Annotated in this window: 15 protein-coding genes and 2 tRNA genes; 14 read left to right on the top strand and 3 right to left on the bottom strand. The window is 52.9% G+C overall.

What is annotated here, in order from left to right:
* Positions 1-104: 104 nt before the first annotated feature.
* The 3 genes from INT21_RS00965 to eno all read left to right on the top strand — a co-directional run bounded on the left by INT21_RS00965 (position 105) and on the right by eno (position 4,007).
* Positions 105-1,760 carry a CTP synthase gene (locus INT21_RS00965; RefSeq protein WP_089039078.1) on the top strand — a complete coding sequence of 552 codons (1,656 nt, stop codon included), beginning with the start codon at positions 105-107 and terminating at the stop codon, positions 1,758-1,760.
* A gap of 17 nt (positions 1,761-1,777) precedes the next feature.
* Positions 1,778-2,647, top strand: coding sequence for a 3-deoxy-8-phosphooctulonate synthase (kdsA, locus tag INT21_RS00970; RefSeq protein WP_038481648.1), 870 nt, complete (start codon positions 1,778-1,780; stop codon positions 2,645-2,647).
* 70 nt (positions 2,648-2,717) lie between these two features.
* Positions 2,718-4,007: a phosphopyruvate hydratase gene (gene eno / locus INT21_RS00975; protein WP_193061514.1), complete on the top strand. Its 1,290-nt coding sequence runs from the start codon at positions 2,718-2,720 to the stop codon at positions 4,005-4,007.
* Positions 4,008-4,452: 445 nt separating this feature from the next.
* Here the strand turns inward: eno and fdxA are convergent, their stop codons facing one another.
* Positions 4,453-4,776 carry a ferredoxin FdxA gene (fdxA, locus tag INT21_RS00980; RefSeq protein WP_009722190.1) on the bottom strand — a complete coding sequence of 108 codons (324 nt, stop codon included), beginning with the start codon at positions 4,774-4,776 and terminating at the stop codon, positions 4,453-4,455.
* Positions 4,777-4,931: 155 nt separating this feature from the next.
* Positions 4,932-7,499, bottom strand: a complete 2,568-nt coding sequence (gene mutS, locus INT21_RS00985; RefSeq protein ID WP_193061513.1) for a DNA mismatch repair protein MutS — start codon at positions 7,497-7,499, stop codon at positions 4,932-4,934.
* A gap of 161 nt (positions 7,500-7,660) precedes the next feature.
* On the opposite strand from mutS, the gene INT21_RS00990 reads away from it, so the two are divergent.
* The 8 genes from INT21_RS00990 to INT21_RS01025 all read left to right on the top strand — a co-directional run bounded on the left by INT21_RS00990 (position 7,661) and on the right by INT21_RS01025 (position 14,682).
* A complete protein-coding gene (locus INT21_RS00990; RefSeq protein WP_193061512.1) occupies positions 7,661-8,194 on the top strand; it encodes a CinA family protein in 534 nt (177 codons plus the stop codon).
* An 89-nt stretch (positions 8,195-8,283) separates the two neighbouring features.
* Entirely contained in the window at positions 8,284-9,345 is a 1,062-nt protein-coding gene (recA, locus tag INT21_RS00995) for a recombinase RecA (RefSeq protein WP_193061511.1), read from the top strand.
* A gap of 42 nt (positions 9,346-9,387) precedes the next feature.
* On the top strand, positions 9,388-9,849 hold the full coding sequence (locus tag INT21_RS01000; protein WP_193061510.1) for a regulatory protein RecX: 462 nt from the start codon (positions 9,388-9,390) through the stop codon (positions 9,847-9,849).
* A gap of 169 nt (positions 9,850-10,018) precedes the next feature.
* Positions 10,019-12,628, top strand: a complete 2,610-nt coding sequence (gene alaS / locus INT21_RS01005) for an alanine--tRNA ligase (RefSeq protein ID WP_193068643.1) — start codon at positions 10,019-10,021, stop codon at positions 12,626-12,628.
* A gap of 97 nt (positions 12,629-12,725) precedes the next feature.
* Positions 12,726-13,976 (top strand): aspartate kinase, encoded by a 1,251-nt coding sequence (locus INT21_RS01010; protein WP_193061508.1) that lies wholly within the window; start codon positions 12,726-12,728, stop codon positions 13,974-13,976.
* 194 nt (positions 13,977-14,170) lie between these two features.
* Positions 14,171-14,359 (top strand): carbon storage regulator CsrA, encoded by a 189-nt coding sequence (gene csrA, locus INT21_RS01015; RefSeq protein WP_009722197.1) that lies wholly within the window; start codon positions 14,171-14,173, stop codon positions 14,357-14,359.
* Positions 14,360-14,483: 124 nt separating this feature from the next.
* Positions 14,484-14,576 (top strand) — tRNA-Ser (locus INT21_RS01020).
* Positions 14,577-14,605: 29 nt separating this feature from the next.
* Positions 14,606-14,682: transfer RNA gene (locus tag INT21_RS01025), tRNA-Arg, on the top strand.
* A gap of 151 nt (positions 14,683-14,833) precedes the next feature.
* On the opposite strand, the gene INT21_RS01030 is transcribed toward INT21_RS01025, so the two are convergent.
* Entirely contained in the window at positions 14,834-15,832 is a 999-nt protein-coding gene (locus INT21_RS01030; protein WP_226912853.1) for a tRNA dihydrouridine synthase, read from the bottom strand.
* Between the two features lie 127 nt (positions 15,833-15,959).
* Between INT21_RS01030 and INT21_RS01035 the strand changes: the two genes are divergently transcribed.
* From INT21_RS01035 to INT21_RS01045, 3 genes are all read left to right on the top strand, one after another.
* Positions 15,960-16,217 (top strand): OadG family protein, encoded by a 258-nt coding sequence (locus INT21_RS01035; RefSeq protein WP_089039064.1) that lies wholly within the window; start codon positions 15,960-15,962, stop codon positions 16,215-16,217.
* A gap of 93 nt (positions 16,218-16,310) precedes the next feature.
* Positions 16,311-18,125, top strand: a complete 1,815-nt coding sequence (gene oadA / locus INT21_RS01040; RefSeq protein WP_193061507.1) for a sodium-extruding oxaloacetate decarboxylase subunit alpha — start codon at positions 16,311-16,313, stop codon at positions 18,123-18,125.
* Between the two features lie 12 nt (positions 18,126-18,137).
* Positions 18,138-19,460 carry a sodium ion-translocating decarboxylase subunit beta gene (locus INT21_RS01045; protein ID WP_038481690.1) on the top strand — a complete coding sequence of 441 codons (1,323 nt, stop codon included), beginning with the start codon at positions 18,138-18,140 and terminating at the stop codon, positions 19,458-19,460.
* Positions 19,461-19,518: the final 58 nt, after the last annotated feature.

Consider the following 19,518-nt stretch of genomic DNA (forward strand, 5'->3'; position numbering starts at 1 on the left):
ACCTGCAGTTCAAATTGAGCCTTTAGGCGTACTCTGCTATTCTGTCATCCCATCCTGGTGTGGCTTTCTGTTACGCCTTTTGATCACGTTTCGACAGGTTTTCCATGACACGATATATCTTCGTGACCGGCGGCGTTGTGTCCTCTCTTGGCAAGGGCATCGCGTCGGCCTCGCTGGCGGCGATTCTAGAGGCCCGCGGCCTTAAGGTCACCATGCTCAAGCTCGACCCCTACATCAACGTGGACCCGGGCACCATGAGTCCTTTCCAGCACGGCGAGGTGTTCGTCACCGAAGATGGCGCCGAGACGGACTTGGACTTAGGGCACTATGAGCGTTTTATTCGCACCAAAATGACCCAAGGGAATAACTTCACGACGGGGCGCGTGTACGAAAATGTACTGCGCAAAGAGCGCCGTGGTGATTACTTGGGCGGTACCGTTCAGGTCATCCCTCATATTACCGATGAAATCAAACAGCGCGTCTATGCTGGCGGTGAAGGCTTTGATGTGGCGCTGGTAGAAATCGGTGGCACGGTGGGTGATATCGAATCACTGCCGTTCTTAGAGTCTATTCGTCAGATTCGTAGTGAGCTTGGCGCTAGTCGGGCGATTTACATGCACCTTACGCTGGTGCCGTATATCAAGACGGCAGGCGAGACCAAGACCAAGCCGACTCAGCACAGCGTCAAAGAGCTACGTTCGATTGGTATCCAGCCGGATATTTTGATTTGCCGTAGCGAAGTAGAGCTCGAAGAGAGCGAGCGCCGTAAAATCGCCCTGTTCACTAACGTGGAAGAGCGTGCCGTTGTACCGTTACAGGATGCCGATACTATTTATCGGATTCCGCTGATGCTGCACGAGCACGGCCTAGATGACATTGTTTGCGATAAGCTGCGTCTGGAAGCAGAGCCTGCCGACCTTTCCGAATGGGTCAAGGTGCTGGATTCCAAGTTGAATCCGCTGAAGTCGGTGAGCATTGCCATGGTCGGTAAATACATGGAACTGCTGGACGCCTATAAGTCGCTCAACGAAGCGCTTATTCACGCGGGCATTCAAGGACGTATTAAGGTCAATGTCGACTATATCGACTCCGAAGATATCGAGCGTCACGGTACCGAGCGGCTAGCTGGCAAAGATGCCATCCTGGTACCTGGCGGCTTTGGCGAGCGCGGTGTGGAAGGCAAAATTCTTACCGCTCAGTTCGCGCGTGAAAACAACATTCCCTACCTGGGTATTTGTTTGGGCATGCAGGTAGCGGTCATCGAATTTGCCCGCAATGTGGCTGGCTGGGAAGATGCTAACTCTACCGAGTTTACCCACGACACCAAGCACCCCGTGGTGGGCCTGATTACCGAGTGGATTAACGCTGAAGGTAAGATCGAGCTGCGTGATGCTGCATCTGACTTAGGTGGCACCATGCGTCTAGGCGGTCAGGTCTGCCACTTGAAATCTGGTAGCAAAGCTCGTGAAGCCTACGGTGCTGATGAGATTGTCGAGCGTCATCGCCATCGCTTTGAAGTCAATAACCAGTTTATTGATGAGTTAGAACAGGCAGGCCTGGTCATTTCTGGCAAGAGCGTCGATCAGTCCTTGGTAGAAGTCGTCGAGCTGGCTGACCACCCTTGGTACGTGGCGTGTCAGTTCCATCCGGAGTTTACCTCGACACCACGTGACGGACACCCGCTGTTCTCTGGGTTTGTTAATGCTGCCTTAGAGCACAAAACGGCACGTACGCGCGCTCATACAACGACTCAGGAATAAGAGGGAGAGCGAATAACATGTCTTCGACTTCTCAATCATCCTTTCCAGAGCGTCATATTAACGTTGCCGGCCTAACCGCCGGCAATTCTTTGCCGCTAATGTTATTGGGCGGCATGAATGTGCTGGAGTCAGCGACGCTTGCTGATGAAGTGGCGCAGGCCTACGTTAATGTGACGCAAAAGCTCGGAATGCCTTATGTCTTTAAGGCAAGCTTTGATAAAGCGAACCGTAGTTCTATCCACTCTTATCGTGGACCTGGGCTAGAAAAAGGTTTGCAGATTCTAGCGGATATTAAAGCGCGCTATGGCGTGCCCATCATTACCGACGTTCATGAGCCTTGGCAGGCAGAGCCTGCGGCTGAAGTCGCTGACATAATTCAGTTGCCGGCGTTTCTTGCCCGCCAGACCGATCTAGTGGTGGCGATGGCTAACACCGGCGCGGCGATTAATATCAAAAAACCGCAGTTTCTAGCACCTCACGAAATGCGCCATATCCTCACCAAGTTTCAGGAAGCCGGTAACGATCGTCTGATGCTATGCGAGCGTGGTACCAGCTTCGGCTATAACAACCTGGTGGTGGATATGCTGGGCGTTGGCGATATGAAACAGACCGGTTACCCGGTGTTTTTCGATGTCACCCATGCCTTGCAGCGCCCAGGTGGCCGTGCGGACAGTGCCGATGGCCGTCGTGCCCAAGTGGCAGAGTTGGCTCGTGCGGGTGTGGCCGTTGGTTTGGCGGGGATCTTCCTAGAAGCTCACCCTGACCCAGATAATGCTAAGTGCGATGGACCCTGCGCACTGCCATTAGATCAATTAGAGCCATTTTTGACTCAGCTTTCGCAGCTAGATGCCTTGGTGAAGGGGTTTACGCCTTTGACCATCCGTTAACCGCGACGGCAAATATGGTATACATTGGACCCACAATCATCCATTAGACTGACAACCAAAGGACACTGTTATGACCAAAATTGTTGAAATCAGCGCACTAGAAGTGCTTGATTCCCGCGGCAACCCGACCGTTCAGGCCATGGTTCGCCTGGAAAGTGGCGCCGTAGGTGAAGCATGTGCGCCCAGCGGTGCTTCTACAGGCTCCCGCGAAGCGCTCGAGCTGCGCGATGGCGACAAGACACGCTACCTTGGCAAAGGCGTTTTAAAAGCCGTTGAGGCCGTGAATGGCAAAATCAGTGCTGCATTGTTAGGAATGGATGCGCGTGATCAGCGTGGGCTGGACGACGCAATGTTAGCCCTGGATGGCACTGAAAATAAGGCGAATCTGGGCGCGAATGCCATTCTGGCGGTGTCGCTGGCTGCCGCTAAAGCCGCTGCCAACGCTAAAGGTGTGCCGCTATATGCGCACATTGCCGAGCTTTATGGCCAGCCGGGGCAGTACAGCATGCCGGTACCGATGATGAACATTCTTAACGGTGGTGAGCACGCCGATAATAACGTTGATATCCAGGAATTCATGGTACAGCCAGTAGGCGCGGCAAACTTCCGTGAAGGCCTACGCATGGGTGCGGAAATTTTCCACGCGCTAAAAAAAGTACTGTCTGCTAAAGGTCTTTCTACGTCCGTGGGTGATGAAGGCGGCTTTGCTCCTAACTTGGCATCTAACGCAGATGCCCTGGCGATCATTAAGCAAGCTGTTGCTGATGCCGGTTACGCACTGGGTACAGACGTTACCTTGGCGCTAGACTGCGCGTCTTCCGAGTTCTACAAAGATGGCCAGTACAACCTTTCCGGCGAAGGTAAAAGCTACGATGCCGAAGGGTTTGCCGATTACCTGGCGGGCCTCTGTGCGGACTATCCGATCGTTTCCATCGAAGATGGTATGGATGAATCAGACTGGGCGGGCTGGAAAGCACTGACTGACAAGCTAGGCGACAAAGTACAGCTGGTTGGCGACGATTTGTTTGTTACCAATACCAAGATTCTTAAGCGTGGTATCGACGAGCAAATTGGTAATTCGATTCTGATCAAATTCAACCAGATTGGCTCGCTGTCTGAAACGCTGGATGCGATCAAAATGGCCCAGGACGCTGGTTTTACCGCGGTTATTTCACACCGTAGTGGTGAAACTGAAGATACCACGATTGCCGATTTGGCCGTGGGCACTTGTGCAGGCCAAATTAAAACGGGCTCTCTGTGTCGTTCCGACCGCGTCGCGAAATATAACCGCCTGCTCGTCATCGAAGCGGAGTTGGGCGATGTGGCTTACCCTGGCTTGAAAGCCATTAAAGGGCAGTAAGCGCAAATGGGCGTCGGCGTGTAAGAGATGTCTCAAGATTTTGTAAGAGATATCTTACAAATGCCGGCGCTAATCGCTTAATTGCTTTTTTGTTTTAGTTTATGTTTTTGATTTTTATGAGTTTTTGATAACGGGCGAGCCGCAGTGGCTCGCCCGTTGCCGTTTTGGTCTGCTTGAGTTGTGATGGCTTTCTGCCACAATGCATTCAGGACAGGGGAGGCAAGGATGCTTCAGGCAGGATGCAACGGGATGCAGGTCAGATACGCTAGGTGACACAGTGATGTGGGTTCTGGCAAGGATGTTATCTGAGGAGTTTGACACAGGGAGTGGTCAGAGGAAGTGCTTGGAGCGGGCGGCCTACGGGCCGCCTTTTTTTGTATGCCCAGCCCGTGGCACACAAAAAAACCAGCGCGAACGCTGGTCTGAAAATGCGTGGCTTCTAAGATTAGCGTTCGAGCTTCTCCAGCTTACCTGTTTTGCCATCCCACTCTTCTGCATCGGGCAGCGGATCTTTTTTCTCGGCAATATTCGGCCATACATCGGCTAATTCAGCATTAATTTCTATAAACTGCTCTTGGCCATCCGGTAGCTCATCTTCTGAGAAGATAGCTTCTGCGGGGCACTCCGGTTCACACAGGGCGCAGTCAATACACTCGTCTGGGTGAATGACCAGGAAGTTGGGGCCTTCGTAGAAGCAGTCGACCGGGCAGACTTCAACACAGTCGGTGTATTTGCACTGGATGCAGTTCTCGGTAACGACAAACGTCATCTTGCTATCCCTCTTGCGGGACCGGGAGCTTCCCGGTCGTGGTCAATAGTTAATGGTTATAAATCGGCCGTTTCTTATAAGATAAAACAGTATGGGCGACATTCTAGTGGTGCCCTTACGCGGCGGCAAGCGCTCATGGCTTTCCTTTCATACCATTACAGTAGCTCTCGCCACTGATATAGCAGCGCTAGCGCTTCGCGGGGTGTTAAATCGTCTACATCGGCCTTGCCTAACGCTTCCACCACCGGGTGCGGTGCGCTGGCGAACAAGTCGTTTTGTTGCGGTGCTGTAGAAGCGCCGCTTGGGCGCTGCAACTCATCCACATCGCGCTGCTCGAGGGCCATTAGTTTTTCACGGGCTCTGCGTATCACATGGTTGGGAACACCTGCCAACTGGGCTACCTGTAAGCCATAGCTCTGACTCGCAGGACCCGCTTCGATACGGTGCATAAACACGATGCTGTCGCCGTGCTCGGTGGCTGTTAGGTGAATATTTGCCACACCCTCGGCTTGTTCCGGCAGTGCGGTCATTTCAAAATAGTGCGTGGCAAATAGGGTGAGTGCCTTTGCTTCGGCTAGGTATTCAGCACTTGCCCAGGCCAGTGAAAGGCCGTCAAAAGTGCTGGTACCACGGCCAATCTCATCCATTAACACCAAGCTATGTTCGGTAGCATTGTGCAAAATATTAGCGGTTTCGGTCATTTCTACCATAAATGTAGAGCGACCACCCGCTAGATCATCTGACGAGCCTATGCGGGTAAAAATACGATCTACAGGGCCTATTTCAGCGCTATCGGCGGGTACGAAGCTGCCGCTATGCGCCAACAGCGCGATGAGCGCGGTCTGGCGCATATAGGTTGATTTACCGCCCATGTTGGGGCCGGTGATAATCAGCATGTGCTGATCAGGTGTTAGCGTGACATCGTTGGGCACAAACGGTGTATCGCTGACATGTTCGACCACGGGGTGCCGTCCAGCGGTAATTCTAAGGCCAGTGGCATCCCGTAGCTGGGGCCTTACCCAATTGAGTGCCTCAGCACGCTCGGCAAAGGCGCAGAGTACGTCAAGTTCAGCCAATGCCCGCGAGGTGTTTTGCAGTGCGTGAAGCGCCGCGTTGAGCTCACCCATCAGGCGTTCGTAGAGCCACTTCTCACGCGTGAGGGCTCTGGACTTGGCCGAGAGTGCTTTATCTTCAAACTCTTTAAGTTCTGGAATAATAAAGCGTTCAGCATTTTTTAGCGTTTGACGACGGATGTAGTCGGCGGGCGCCTGCTGAGCCTGAGAGCGAGGTAGTTCAATAAAGTAGCCATGAACCCGGTTATAGCCGACTTTTAAATTGGCCAGGCCAGTGCGTTCGCGCTCGCGCAGCTCCAACTGCACTAAGTACTCACCGGCATTCTCAGCCATGCCACGGTGCTCATCTAGCTCGGCGTCAAAGCCGTTCGCAATCACGCCGCCATCGCGAATGACTACCGGAGGATTCTCAACCAACGCGCGAGTTAAGGTATCGGCTATTTCTGGGTAGGGGCGAATGTGAGGTTTAAGACCATCGATAGCGCTACCACTATCAATTTCGCTTAGCAATTGCTCAAGTGCGGGTAGCGTTACCAGGGCGTCGCGCAGGCGCGCCAAATCCCGAGGGCGCGCGCTATACAGTGCGACGCGGGCCAGGATGCGCTCGACGTCGCCTACATCACTCAACGTATCGCGTAGCGGTAGGTAAGCTGCTTCAATAGAGAGCAACGCCACGCCAGCGTGACGTCCTTCCACGACATTACGCTGGCGCAGCGGGCGGTTAAGCCAGCGCTTTAGTAATCGCGAACCCATCGCGGTGGTGCAGGTGTCTAACACGCTGGCCAGGGTGTTATCGCTGTTGCCGCCGAGATTAATATCAATTTCCAGATTGCGCCGACTGGCCGCGTCAATCACTACGGCATCATCGCGGTTTTCGACGCTAATGGCCGTTACGTGGGGCAGTCGTGAACGTTGGGTGTCTCGGGCATAATCGATTAGTACGCCCGCCGCGATGAGTGCGCTGGTTAAGTGCGCACAACCAAAGCCGCGTAAATCCTGGACTTCAAATTGATCGCACAGGCTGCGCGTGGCGCTGTCTAAGTCAAACAGCCACTCCCCTTGGCGTCTTAGGCTGCGCTTTTGTGACCATGCGTCGGGCAAGGTCAAGCTTTCGGGCACTAACAGTTCGGCAGGCGACAGGCGGGTTAGCTCTGCCTGCATCTCGGCTTCACTTTCTACTTCCAAGACATTGAAGCGCCCACTAGAAAGCTCCAGCCATGCAAGGCCCCAGCCATCTTTGCCGGGCGCAACAGCGACCAGCACGTTATCTCGGCGAGCATCCAGTAAGGCTTCATCGTGAAGCGTGCCAGGGGTGACAATGCGCACTACTTGTCGATCAACGGGGCCTTTGCTTGTGGCAGGGTCGCCGATTTGCTCGCAGATAGCGACGGATTCACCAGCTGACACCAAACGGGCTAAATAGCCTTCAGCGCTATGGTAGGGCACGCCTGCCATAGGAATAGGTTTACCGCCTGATTGGCCGCGCTGGGTAAGGGTGATATCCAGCAGCATTGCGGCGCGCTTGGCATCATCGAAAAATAGCTCGTAAAAATCCCCCATCCGGTAAAACAGAAGTACCTCTGGGTGATCGCGTTTGATCTTAAGATATTGCGCCATCATTGGCGTATGAGCGGGGCTGGCCTGTGACATGGGCGTCCTGGTTGAGCGTTGCGCAAGCAGTCTCAGCTTGCGGCATGTTCTTTGGCAGTTACTTTAAACGACTTCTTTGGGCAATTTCTTTGAGCAATTTCTTTGAGAAAGTTAAACACGGTATTCTACGCTGAACTGAGGTCTCACATGAAGGAGTCACCATGGCACCTAGCGTTTCAAGCCTGAAGAATCTTGACCTATCACTGCTCGCTCAGCGGTTGGGAAGGCTGTGTCAGCAGCTTGGGGTTGAAGTTTCCACAGCAGAGTCCTGTACAGGCGGCGGTATCGCCAGCGCAATTACCTCTGTGGCAGGTAGCTCTGCGTATTTTACAGCAGGCTACGTAACCTACTCCAATGCTGCTAAAACGCGTATGTTGGATGTGCCCGAGACGCTTATCGAAGCCCATGGCGCGGTCAGCGAGCAAGTAGTTAATGCAATGGTTAAGGGGGCTTGCTTAGCAAGTGGGGCTGATTTAGCGGTTGCCGTCAGTGGGGTGGCGGGCCCTGATGGTGGCAGTCAAGAGAAGCCTGTTGGTACCGTATGGCTTTCCTGGGGCAGTGCAGAAAGCCAACAGGCAGCGTGTTTCCACTTTCACGGCGACCGACAGGCGGTACGCGAACAAGCCGTACGTGAAGCATTGGCAGGCCTAGTTGCGCGCTTGACGGCCCAGGCCAACGGCAGTGAAAAGAAATAAACATTAAATATGGTGCTGAGGATTTGTTTAGCCGCTAATCTTTGGCATACTACTGGCTAATTATACAGTTTGTAATGAGGAATTTCTGCATGGCTCAGGATGACAACCGCACCAAAGCGCTAAATGCTGCACTTAGCCAGATTGATCGCCAGTTTGGTAAGGGGACCGTTATGCGCCTTGGCGATGCACCGCGCGTAATAATGCCGTCTGTCTCCACCGGTTCATTGGGGCTTGATATTGCGCTTGGTATCGGCGGGTTGCCGTTTGGGCGCGTATGTGAAATTTATGGCCCAGAGTCATCAGGTAAAACGACTCTGACCCTGTCAGTCATTGCGCAGGCGCAAAAACAGGGCAAAGTATGTGCGTTCGTCGATGCAGAGCACGCTCTGGACCCAAGCTATGCAGAAAAGCTCGGGGTTAATCTAGACGACTTGCTGGTTTCCCAGCCTGATACCGGTGAGCAAGCGCTGGAAATTACCGACATGTTGGTACGGTCCGGCGGGGTAGATGTGATCGTGATCGACTCCGTGGCTGCATTAACGCCGCGTGCTGAAATCGAAGGCGAAATGGGCGACTCCCACGTTGGTCTTCAAGCACGCTTAATGTCTCAGGCATTGCGTAAAATTACCGGTAATATCAAAAACGCCAATTGTTTAGTGGTGTTTATCAACCAGATCCGCATGAAGATCGGCGTAATGTTCGGTTCGCCCGAAACCACGACCGGCGGTAATGCGCTTAAATTCTACGCCAGCGTACGCCTGGATATTCGGCGTACAGGCTCCGTAAAATCGGGTGATGAAGTTACTGGTAACGAAACCCGTGTGAAGGTAGTTAAAAACAAAGTGGCGCCGCCATTCCGCCAGGCTGAGTTCCAAATTCTCTACGGTAAGGGTATCTACCATGCGGGCGAGGTGATTGATCTGGGCGTCCAGTGCAGCTTGGTAGACAAGGCGGGCGCGTGGTACAGCTATAAAGGCAAAAAGATTGGTCAGGGCAAAGCCAATGCAGCTCAGTATTTAGAAGAGCACCCTGAAACCATGGAAGAGATTGAAGCGCAAATCCGAGCGCAACTGCTTGCTCCCCCGGATGTAAAAAAAGAAGAAGCTCCTGAGGCAGATGTTGCCGCTGAGAGCGATGATGATTTGCTGTAAGCCTCTTTATGATGCTGTTCTCTAAACCGTTGAGTAAACGCTATGTTTTCTTCCAGCGGTGAGTTAACGCCGCGTGAAGTAGCGATTCAAATGCTGTCTCGGCGCGAGTACTCTCGTGCTGAGCTAGCGCGCAAGTTGCAGCAAAAATCATTTCAGCCTGATGAGATTGATGTCTGTCTGAATAGCTTAGAAGAGCAGAACTTACAGTCCGATGAACGTTTTGCTGAAAGCTTTATACGTTCACGGATTCTTCGTGGGCAAGGGGTTATTCGCATTAAGGGCGAACTGCGCCTGCGGGGCGTAGATCAAGAAACGTCAACGACGGCTTTTGCCACAGTAGAAGAGCGCGAGGCCGTAGATTGGTTTGAGCTAGCTCGCGATACCTTGGCTCGGCGCTTTTCCTCGCCAGGTGATACTCCCAAAGAGCGTGCTAAACGCGAGCGTTTTCTCGCCACACGCGGCTTTAATTTTGAACAAATCCGCTACGCGTTGTCTTGCTTGTAACTTCCCTTATATAAGCCTTCTCCGGGTGTTTTTTCACCCTCTGTTTTAGTTCTGCCACTAACTGCGGCTTTAGTCGTTTGACAACTGCGTTATAATGCACCTTTTGCGACCCCAGCGGGTGGCGGCGATAGCGCCCTGGGGCATCATGCTTTCTTGTCACGGATACCCTATGAAAAGCGCAGAGATCAGACAGGCCTTTTTATCTTTTTTTGAAAAGCAGGGGCATACTATTGTGCCCACCAGCTCTCTAGTGCCGGGCAATGACCCGACGCTGCTCTTCACCAATGCAGGCATGGTGCCCTTCAAAGACGTTTTTCTTGGCCGTGACCCGCGACCCTATGTACGCGCCACGTCAGCCCAGCGCTGCGTGCGTGCTGGCGGTAAGCACAACGATCTAGATAACGTTGGCTACACGGCGCGTCACCACACGTTTTTTGAAATGCTGGGTAACTTCAGCTTTGGTGACTACTTTAAGCGTGATGCCATTCGCTTTGCCTGGACATTTCTGACGGAAACGTTGGGCCTGCCCAAAGAGAAGCTCTGGGTCACGGTGCATATCAGTGACGATGAAGCCGAGCGTATCTGGAAAGATGAGATTGGCATTGACCCTGAGCGTTTCTCAAAGCTTGATGAAGATAATTTCTGGCAAATGGGCGACACCGGTCCTTGTGGCCCCAGCTCTGAAATCTTTTTTGATCATGGTCCAGAAGTATGGGGTGGCCCGCCTGGCAGCCCTGAAGAAGATGGCGATCGCTACATCGAAATCTGGAACCTGGTGTTCATGCAGTTCGATCGTGATGCCGCTGGAACATTGAATCCGCTGCCTAAGCCTTCTATCGATACGGGAATGGGCTTGGAGCGGGTGGCTGCTGTAATGCAGGGCGTTCACTCCAACTACGAGATCGATCTGTTCCAAAACCTGCTGAAAGCTGCTGCTGAATCGACAGGCCATGGTGACACCACGACGCCTTCGTTACGCGTGATTGCCGACCATATTCGCTCTTGTGCCTTCTTGATTACAGACGGCGTTCTGCCTTCCAACGAAGGGCGCGGCTATGTGCTACGTCGGATTATTCGCCGGGCGATTCGCCATGGGCATAAACTGGGTGCTTCCGAGCCGTTTTTCCACAAGCTGGTAACCGCACTAGATGCTGAGATGGGCGACGCCTATCCTGAATTGCGTGAAGCGAGCGAACAAATTACCCGCGTGCTGCTTAAAGAAGAGGAGCAGTTTGCTCGCACGTTGGACCATGGCATGGGGCTGTTGAATGCGGCGCTTGAAGAGCTGCAGGGTGACATGCTACCTGGCGAAACCGTCTTTAAGCTTTACGATACCTACGGTTTCCCCTTCGACCTGACGGCGGATGTATGCCGTGAGCGTGAAGTCACACTGGATGAAGCCGGTTTTCAGCGCGAGCTAGAAGCGCAACGTGAACGTGCGCGGGCGGCCAGCCAGTTTGGCGCTGACTACAGCGCTGCTATTGACCTGGAGGGTGAAACCCAGTTTACAGGTTACGAACATCTGGCCGACCAAGCGACAGTTACTGCCATCGTGGATAGCGAAGGTAATGCGTTAGCGGCTCTGGAAGCTGGCCAGAAAGGCACTGTTGTACTGGACCGTACGCCATTCTATGGTGAATCGGGCGGCCAGGTGGGCGACACCGGTTACTTATATGTTGATGGCGGTCGCTTCCAGGTAACCGACACGCAGAAACAGAGTGGCCACCACCTTCACCAAGGCATTATGGTCGATGGCGCGTTGAGCGTCGGCGCTAACGTGCGAGGCGAGGTGGATGCCAGCTTGCGTAGCGCGACCATCCGTAATCACTCGGCGACTCACTTGCTGCATAAAGCACTGCGTATGGTGCTGGGTGATCATGTTCAGCAAAAAGGCTCACTGGTAAACGCAGAGCGCCTGCGCTTTGACTTTAGCCACTTCGAGCCGATGACCGCAGAGCAAATAGCGGAAGTAGAGCGGCTGGTAAATGAGCAGATCTTAGCGAATGCGCCGACCAAAACGGAGCAGATGAGCCTTGCAGAGGCGAAGGCAAAAGGGGCGGCCGCGCTATTTGAAGCTAAGTATGCCGATAACGTGCGGGTGCTGACCATTGGCGCTGATGACTTCTCTATCGAGCTGTGTGGTGGTACTCACGTGAACCGTAGTGGTGATATTGGTTGTTGCCATGTGGTGAGCGAAGTAGGTATCGCTTCTGGCGTGCGTCGTATTGAAGCGATTACCGGTGAAAATGCGCTGGCTTACTTCCGTGAGCAGGAAGCTCGTGTTCAGCGGCTTGGCGAACGACTGAAAACCAAGCCCGAGCAAGTGGAAGCTCGGGTTGAATCGCTGGTTGAGCGTAACCGCGCGCTGGAAAAAGAGCTTGAGCAACTTAAAGCGAAGCTGGCAAGCGCTGCGGGCAGTGACATGCTTAGCCAGGTGCAAGAGATCAACGGTGTTAAGTTACTGGTCACCCAGCTTGAGGGTGTTTCGGGTAAAGATTTACGTGGCGTACTTGATCAGTTGAAAAACAAGCTTGGCTCAGGCGTTATCCTGCTTGGGGTTGCGGATACCGCGGCAGGTAAGGTGAGCTTGATTGCTGGGGTTACCCAGGACTTAATCGGCCGCGTAAAAGCGGGTGAATTAGTCAATCATGTGGCTTCGCAGGTAGGTGGAAAGGGTGGTGGTCGCCCGGATATGGCTCAAGCGGGTGGAAGTTTACCCGATGCCTTGCCAGCAGCATTAAGCAGCGTGCCGGCTTGGCTGGAAAATACGCTTAGCTAATTACAAAGGCCGGTGGCACTATTTGCTACCGGCTTTTTGTTAAATAGCAATAACAATACTCACTCTCCATTCCCGAACCTATAGGAAAAAACGGCATATGGCATTATACGTACAGAAGTTCGGCGGCACCTCTGTGGGCTCTGTCGACCGTATCAAGGCCGTGGCGGAAAAGGTTAAAGGCTTTCGCGATCAAGGCCACCAAGTTGTAGTGGTGGTGTCCGCGATGAGCGGAGAGACCAACCGCCTGACGGATATGGCAAACGCAATCAATGATGACCCAGCGCCGCGTGAAATGGACATGCTGCTCTCAACGGGCGAGCAGGTGACCATTTCGCTGATGGCAATGGCGCTTCAGCAGATAGGTGTTTCTGCTACTTCTCATACGGGGGCTCAAGTCGGCATTCACACCGATAGCGCCCACACCAAAGCACGTATTCGGCGCATTGAAACCGATGACCTGAAAGCTGACCTTGATAAAGGCAAAGTGGTTGTGGTGGCTGGCTTCCAGGGTGTCGATGAAGACGGCAATATTACGACGCTTGGGCGTGGTGGTTCTGATACCACAGGTGTTGCGCTTGCTGCGGCGCTTGGTGCTGATGAGTGTCAGATATACACCGATGTTGATGGTGTTTACACCACAGACCCTCGCGTGTGTTCCAAGGCTCAGCGCCTTGAGAGCATTACCGTGGAAGAGATGCTTGAACTCGCAAGCCTGGGCTCCAAAGTTCTACAGATTCGCGCCGTCGAATTTGCGGGCAAGTACAACGTACCACTTCGCGTGCTGTCGAGCTTTGAAGATGGCCCCGGCACCCTAATTGTTGCAGACGCAGACCAAGACGAGGACGCTATGGAAGAACCGCTAATCTCCGGTATCGCTTTTACTAAAAACGAAGCTAAATTAACCCTGTTGAATACGCCTGATGTGCCAGGTGTCGCGTCGCGTATTCTTGGTCCTATCGCCGATGCCAATATCGAAGTCGATATGATTGTGCAAAACGTGGCGCCTGCTGGTGATTACACCGACTTCACCTTTACCGTTGCTAAAGGCGATTACAAAGCGACCAAGAAGTTACTTGAAGAGACAGTAATTCCTGACTTGGGTGGCGGCGAGCTACGTGGCGATGACAACATTGCCAAAGTATCGCTTGTGGGTGTTGGTATGCGCTCTCATGCCGGTGTTGCTTCTAAAATGTTCCGTGTTTTGGCCGACGAGAACGTCAATATCCGTATGGTTTCCACGTCTGAAATTAAAATTTCCGTCGTTATTGATGAAAAGCATATGGAGCTTGCGGTTAATGCCTTGCACAAAGCATTCGGTTTAGATAGGTCTGATATCGAATCTGAATAACAATTGCGCACTAAACCTTCTACGCTGAAGGATACTTGCTGCCGTGTGGTGGTGAGCTTTCTTTCAACGGGAGGTTAGGGTGTCATAGGAGCTTGAGCCATTGGTGGTGGCGGCACCCATACCGCATAATAGTGTGGTGCCGCTTTGAGCGGACACATCCCGTTGTATAAAAACGTCTGAGAAGGAGATCAGCCATGCTCATCCTAACCCGCCGTGTCGGCGAAACACTGATGATAGGTGATGAGATCACCGTTACAGTGTTAGGTGTGAAAGGTAATCAAGTACGTATTGGTGTTAACGCACCAAAAGACGTTGCGGTTCACCGTGAAGAGATTTACCAACGCATTCAGCGTGAACGCAACAGCGAAAGCGAATCTGAGTAAATGGTTGTCTGTGTTGCGTCTACTACAAGGCGTTTAAGCGGTAACTACGGAGCGGTGCGAAAAAAATTGGCGTAGGGCTGGACAGCAGTCGTCAAAATCGGTAATATTCGCGCCGTGCCGTTGAGGAGAGGTGGCCGAGTGGCTGAAGGCGCTCCCCTGCTAAGGGAGTATAGGGTTTATAGCCCTATCGAGGGTTCGAATCCCTCTCTCTCCGCCAACTGCATAAAGCAACATCAATTTGGATAAGCGCCCGTAGCTCAGCTGGATAGAGTACCTGACTACGAATCAGGGGGTCGGAGGTTCGAATCCTCCCGGGCGCGCCAAATTCGAAAAACCCGCTTTCTATTGAAAGCGGGTTTTTTCTTTTCTAGCCTGGCCATGGTGGCTCGTACTTTGGTCTTGCGATCGTTTAAAGCGCCCTTCTGTGCACAGCAGAAGGGCGCTTTTTTTATTCTAATTTAATGCCGAAGCGACTTATGCGGGCTCGCAGCAAAGTGATGTGCTGGGAATCAGGTTGTTAAGCAGTGTATCGAGATCCGTAAGGCGTTTCAGGCGCTGAAAGTGATGATTCGCTTCGCTATTGCCTTGGCGCATTTGTGCTAGCCACTGCTTGACGAGTGACACTACTACTCGATCTGGTAGTTGTCGCCGCTGTAAGTCGGCGTATCGCTTTAGCACGTTGGCACGCATTGTCCAGGTGGTGTCAGGGAGGCGCTCTCCTGTGCGCTGCCAATGGCGTATGCGAGCTGCAAGCCATGGGTCTGAGAGAGCGCTACGGCCAAGCATGACATCCTCGCAACCTGATAGCGTGCGAGCCTTCCAGTAGTCCTCTAGTGTCCAAATATCGCCGTTTGCAACGACAGGGATTGATACCTGGTGGCGAACTTTGCCAATCCACTCCCAATGTGCAGGTGGGCGATAGCCTTCATCTCGTGTGCGGCCATGGACAACAAGCTGTGCAGCGCCGCCAGCTTCTGTGGCCTGGGCGCAAGCGACTGCTAAGCGACGATCAGAAAAGCCAAGGCGGATTTTAGCCGTCACTGGAATTTCGCCGTCTAATGCTTCGGCGACCGCTTTTACGGCGCGATAGACGCGATCTGGCTGGCGAAGTAGCGATGCGCCACCATCATGACGATTAACCAGTTTGGCGGGACAGCCAAAGTTAAGGTCAACGCTGATAGCGCCCAGCGAGAGCGCCTGTTGCGCATTGCTGGCTAGCGCCACGGGGTCTGATCCCAAAAGCTGCAAATGCACGGGAACGCCGCTAGGGGTGGCGACGCTGCCTGCTGACAGTTCGGGGCAATGTTTATAGAACACGCGAGGGGGGAGTCGTGTGTCGACCACCCTGACAAACTCAGTCACTGCCCAGTCAAAACCTGCCTGCTGAGTCAGTAAATCACGCGTTAAGGCGTCGATGACACCTTCCATAGGCGCTAGGCCTATCCTGCCTTTATGTAGTAAATTAACAACCATGACTTCCACTATGGCGCGATTGCAATCTATCCTGGATGTGGCAGGTTAGTGTATTAGCCTCACTGCGCCAAGCGCCTTTAGAGGCTATTGGTGTGCCGAAAAGCATTTGAAAGAGGGGGAATGCGGTATGCAAGAGTCAGAGTTGCTCCAGGAAGGGCTTGCCCTTATGGGGTTGGGTATGGGTTTTGTATTTGTTTTTCTTACGGTTTTGGTAATTAGCGTTACGCTAATGTCGAAGTTGATTAGCCGTTTTCAGCCTGCTCCTATAGCAGCGCCAAGCGGTCGAAATAATGCAAAACCATCTGCACCGAAAGGCCAGGATGATGAAGTCAGGGCAGTGATTAGTGCTGCAGTGCACCGTTATCGTTCTTCGCGCCGTAAGTAAGGCCCTAGTTTTGTAGCTATCCTACCGCTCAATTACTATTTATTTTGTTAAATTTACTACAAATCCATAACGTGAAAATTGTGAGCCACGACCATGAATGAAACAAAACGTCCTCTGGGGATCACTGATGTTGTTCTTCGCGATGCCCATCAATCGCTGTTTGCCACCCGTTTGCGTCTTGATGACATGCTACCGATTGCCGAAAAACTCGACAATGTTGGCTATTGGTCATTAGAGACTTGGGGTGGAGCAACGTTTGATTCATGCATTCGCTATTTGGGTGAAGACCCTTGGGAGCGTATTCGGGCACTGAAAGAGGCGATGCCGAATACACCTCAAGCGATGTTGTTGCGTGGCCAAAACTTATTAGGCTATCGCCACTACGCCGATGACGTGGTTGATAAATTTGTCGAGCGCGCCAAGACTAACGGGGTTGATGTGTTCCGCGTGTTTGACGCGATGAATGACCCGCGTAATCTTGAGCGTGCTATCAAGGCGGTTCGCCAAGTAGGTGGACATGCGCAAGGCACCATCTCTTATACGGTTAGCCCGGTACATACCCTGGATAGCTGGGTAGAGCTCGCTAAAACCATTGCCGCAATGGGCGCTGACTCACTGGCTATCAAGGATATGGCGGGGCTTCTGACGCCTTATATTGCCTATGATCTTGTCACGCGGTTGAAAAAAGAGCTGTCTATTCCCGTTCACTTGCATTGTCATGCGACTACCGGGTTGTCGACCTCGACAATTTTGAAAGCCGTCGAGGCAGGCGTCGATAATGTCGATACTGCGATCTCTTCCATGTCCATGACGTATGGTCATAGTCCGACTGAGTCTGTCGTGGCCATGCTCAAAGATACCGATCGTGATACCGGCCTTGACCTGGAATTGTTGGAAGATATCGCCAGCTATTTCCGTGAAGTGCGCAAAAAGTACGCGGTGTTCGAAGGCTCGTTGCGCGGTATTGACTCACGCATTTTGATTGCCCAAGTGCCTGGCGGCATGCTCACCAACATGGAAGGCCAGCTTAAAGAGCAGGGCGCTGGCGATAAGCTAGACGACGTGTTGAGTGAAATCCCCCGCGTACGCGAAGACCTTGGCTTTATTCCTCTGGTGACGCCGACCTCCCAGATTGTGGGTACTCAAGCTGTGATGAACGTCATGATGGGCGAACGTTACAAGTCCATCTCCAAAGAAGTTCAGGCACTGTTAAAAGGTGAGTACGGCTCCGCGCCCGCGCCGTTTAATGCTGAGCTGCAAAAACGCGTGCTTGAAGGCGGCGAGCCGATCACCTGCCGCCCGGCAGATAACTTGTCGCCAGAAATGGATCGACTAGCTGCCGAGCTTAAAGAAAAAGCGAGCGCAGACAGCATTCGTATTGCCGGCGGCGAGCAGGGAATAGATGACGTGCTGACCTACGCGCTGTTCCCGCAAATTGGTCTGAAATTCCTTAAAAATCGTGACAACCCGGATGCCTTCGAACCTGCCCCTCAAGTGGCTGAGGCGAAAAGCGCTAACGTACCGGCAAAAGCCGCAAACAAAGCGCCAGCGGTTTCGAGTGGCCCGGAAACGTACACCGTTAAGCTCAATGGCAAAGCGTTTGTAGTGGAAGTGTCTGAAGGTGGCGAGATAGGCGCGGTGCAGGAACAGGCGGCAGTGAGTACTAACGCACCCCAAGAGGAAACGCTTGCATCTAGTGGAGAAAGCATTGATGCACCGCTTGCTGGCAATATCTTCAAGGTCAATGTACGCCCGGGTGACCAAGTAGCGGATGGCGATGTGGTGATTATTTTGGAAGCCATGAAAATGGAAACCGAAGTGCGCGCCAGTAGTGCCGGTACCGTATCGAAAGTTAACGTCAGCGAGGGTGACAGCGTCACCGTCGGCGATTCGCTGATCGAGCTTTAAGGGCATTTGGCAATGGAAAAACTAATTACCTTATGGGAGGGCTCGGGGCTTTATAACCTTGAGCTTGGTCAGGCGGCCATGATTTTGGTAGGGCTTGGGCTGCTCTATCTTGCCATTCACAAGAAGTTTGAGCCGTTGCTGCTGGTGCCAATTGGGTTTGGCGGCATTCTTGCCAATATCCCTGAGGCGGGCTTGGCAATCTCAGCGCTCGATCAAGCGATTGAGGTGGCAAAACCTGCTGTGCTGCAGCAGATAGCTTCCGTACTGGGGGCTACCCTTGATCCATTAAGTGGTGTAGAAGCTTGGCGAGAGTCGCTTAAAGCGATTGCCCACGACGCAGCGGCTCCCGATCAATTACGTGCGGCAAAGGATATTGCGGTTGGCGTAGGTTATAGCGATGGGATGCTCTATAACTTCTATAAAGTAGCGATTGCCTCTGGTATTGCGCCACTGATTATCTTTATGGGCGTGGGGGCCATGACCGACTTCGGCCCGTTACTGGCTAACCCGCGGACGCTCTTTTTAGGCGCGGCTGCTCAGTTTGGCATTTTTGCCACACTGTTTGGTGCTGTGATGCTGACCTCGCTGGGGGTGATGGACTTTTCCCTTAATCAAGCGGCCGCCATTGGTATTATCGGCGGTGCTGATGGTCCAACGTCTATTTATGTATCAAGCGTATTGGCTCCTGAGTTGCTGGGTGCTATCGCAGTAGCGGCGTACGCCTACATGGCGCTGGTGCCGCTGATTCAACCGCCGATTATGCGCCTGCTGACCACGCAGAAAGAGCGTCAAATTAAGATGACGCAGCTGCGTCCGGTATCCAAGCTGGAAAAGATCGTTTTCCCGCTGATGCTATTGATTGCCGTCGCGCTTTTCCTACCTGATGCAGCGCCGCTGTTAGGGATGTTCTGCTTTGGTAACTTGATGCGTGAGTGCGGTGTGGTTGAGCGCTTATCGGATACAGCGCAAAACGCTCTGATCAATATCGTGACGATTATCTTAGGGCTATCGGTTGGTTCCAAGCTGATGGCAGATAGCTTTCTGGCATTCGAAACGCTGGGTATCTTGGGCCTGGGTATTGTGGCGTTTGGTATTGGCACGGCCGCAGGCGTGTTGATGGCGAAGCTGATGAACCTGGTCAGCAAAATGCCGATTAATCCGCTGATTGGTGCCGCAGGTGTTTCGGCAGTGCCGATGGCCGCGCGAGTGGCTAATAAGGTTGGCTTGGAGTCGAACCCGCATAACTTCCTGCTAATGCATGCCATGGGTCCTAATGTGGCAGGTGTTATCGGTTCTGCTGTTGCGGCGGGTGTGATGATTAAATACTTAGGTTAAAACCCGCTAGCAGTGCCATTGCGCAGTTATCGTTACGTAATGGTTAGCGACTAAAACG

The organism is Halomonas sp. 3F2F (assembly GCF_014897805.1).
Lineage (GTDB): Bacteria > Pseudomonadota > Gammaproteobacteria > Pseudomonadales > Halomonadaceae > Vreelandella.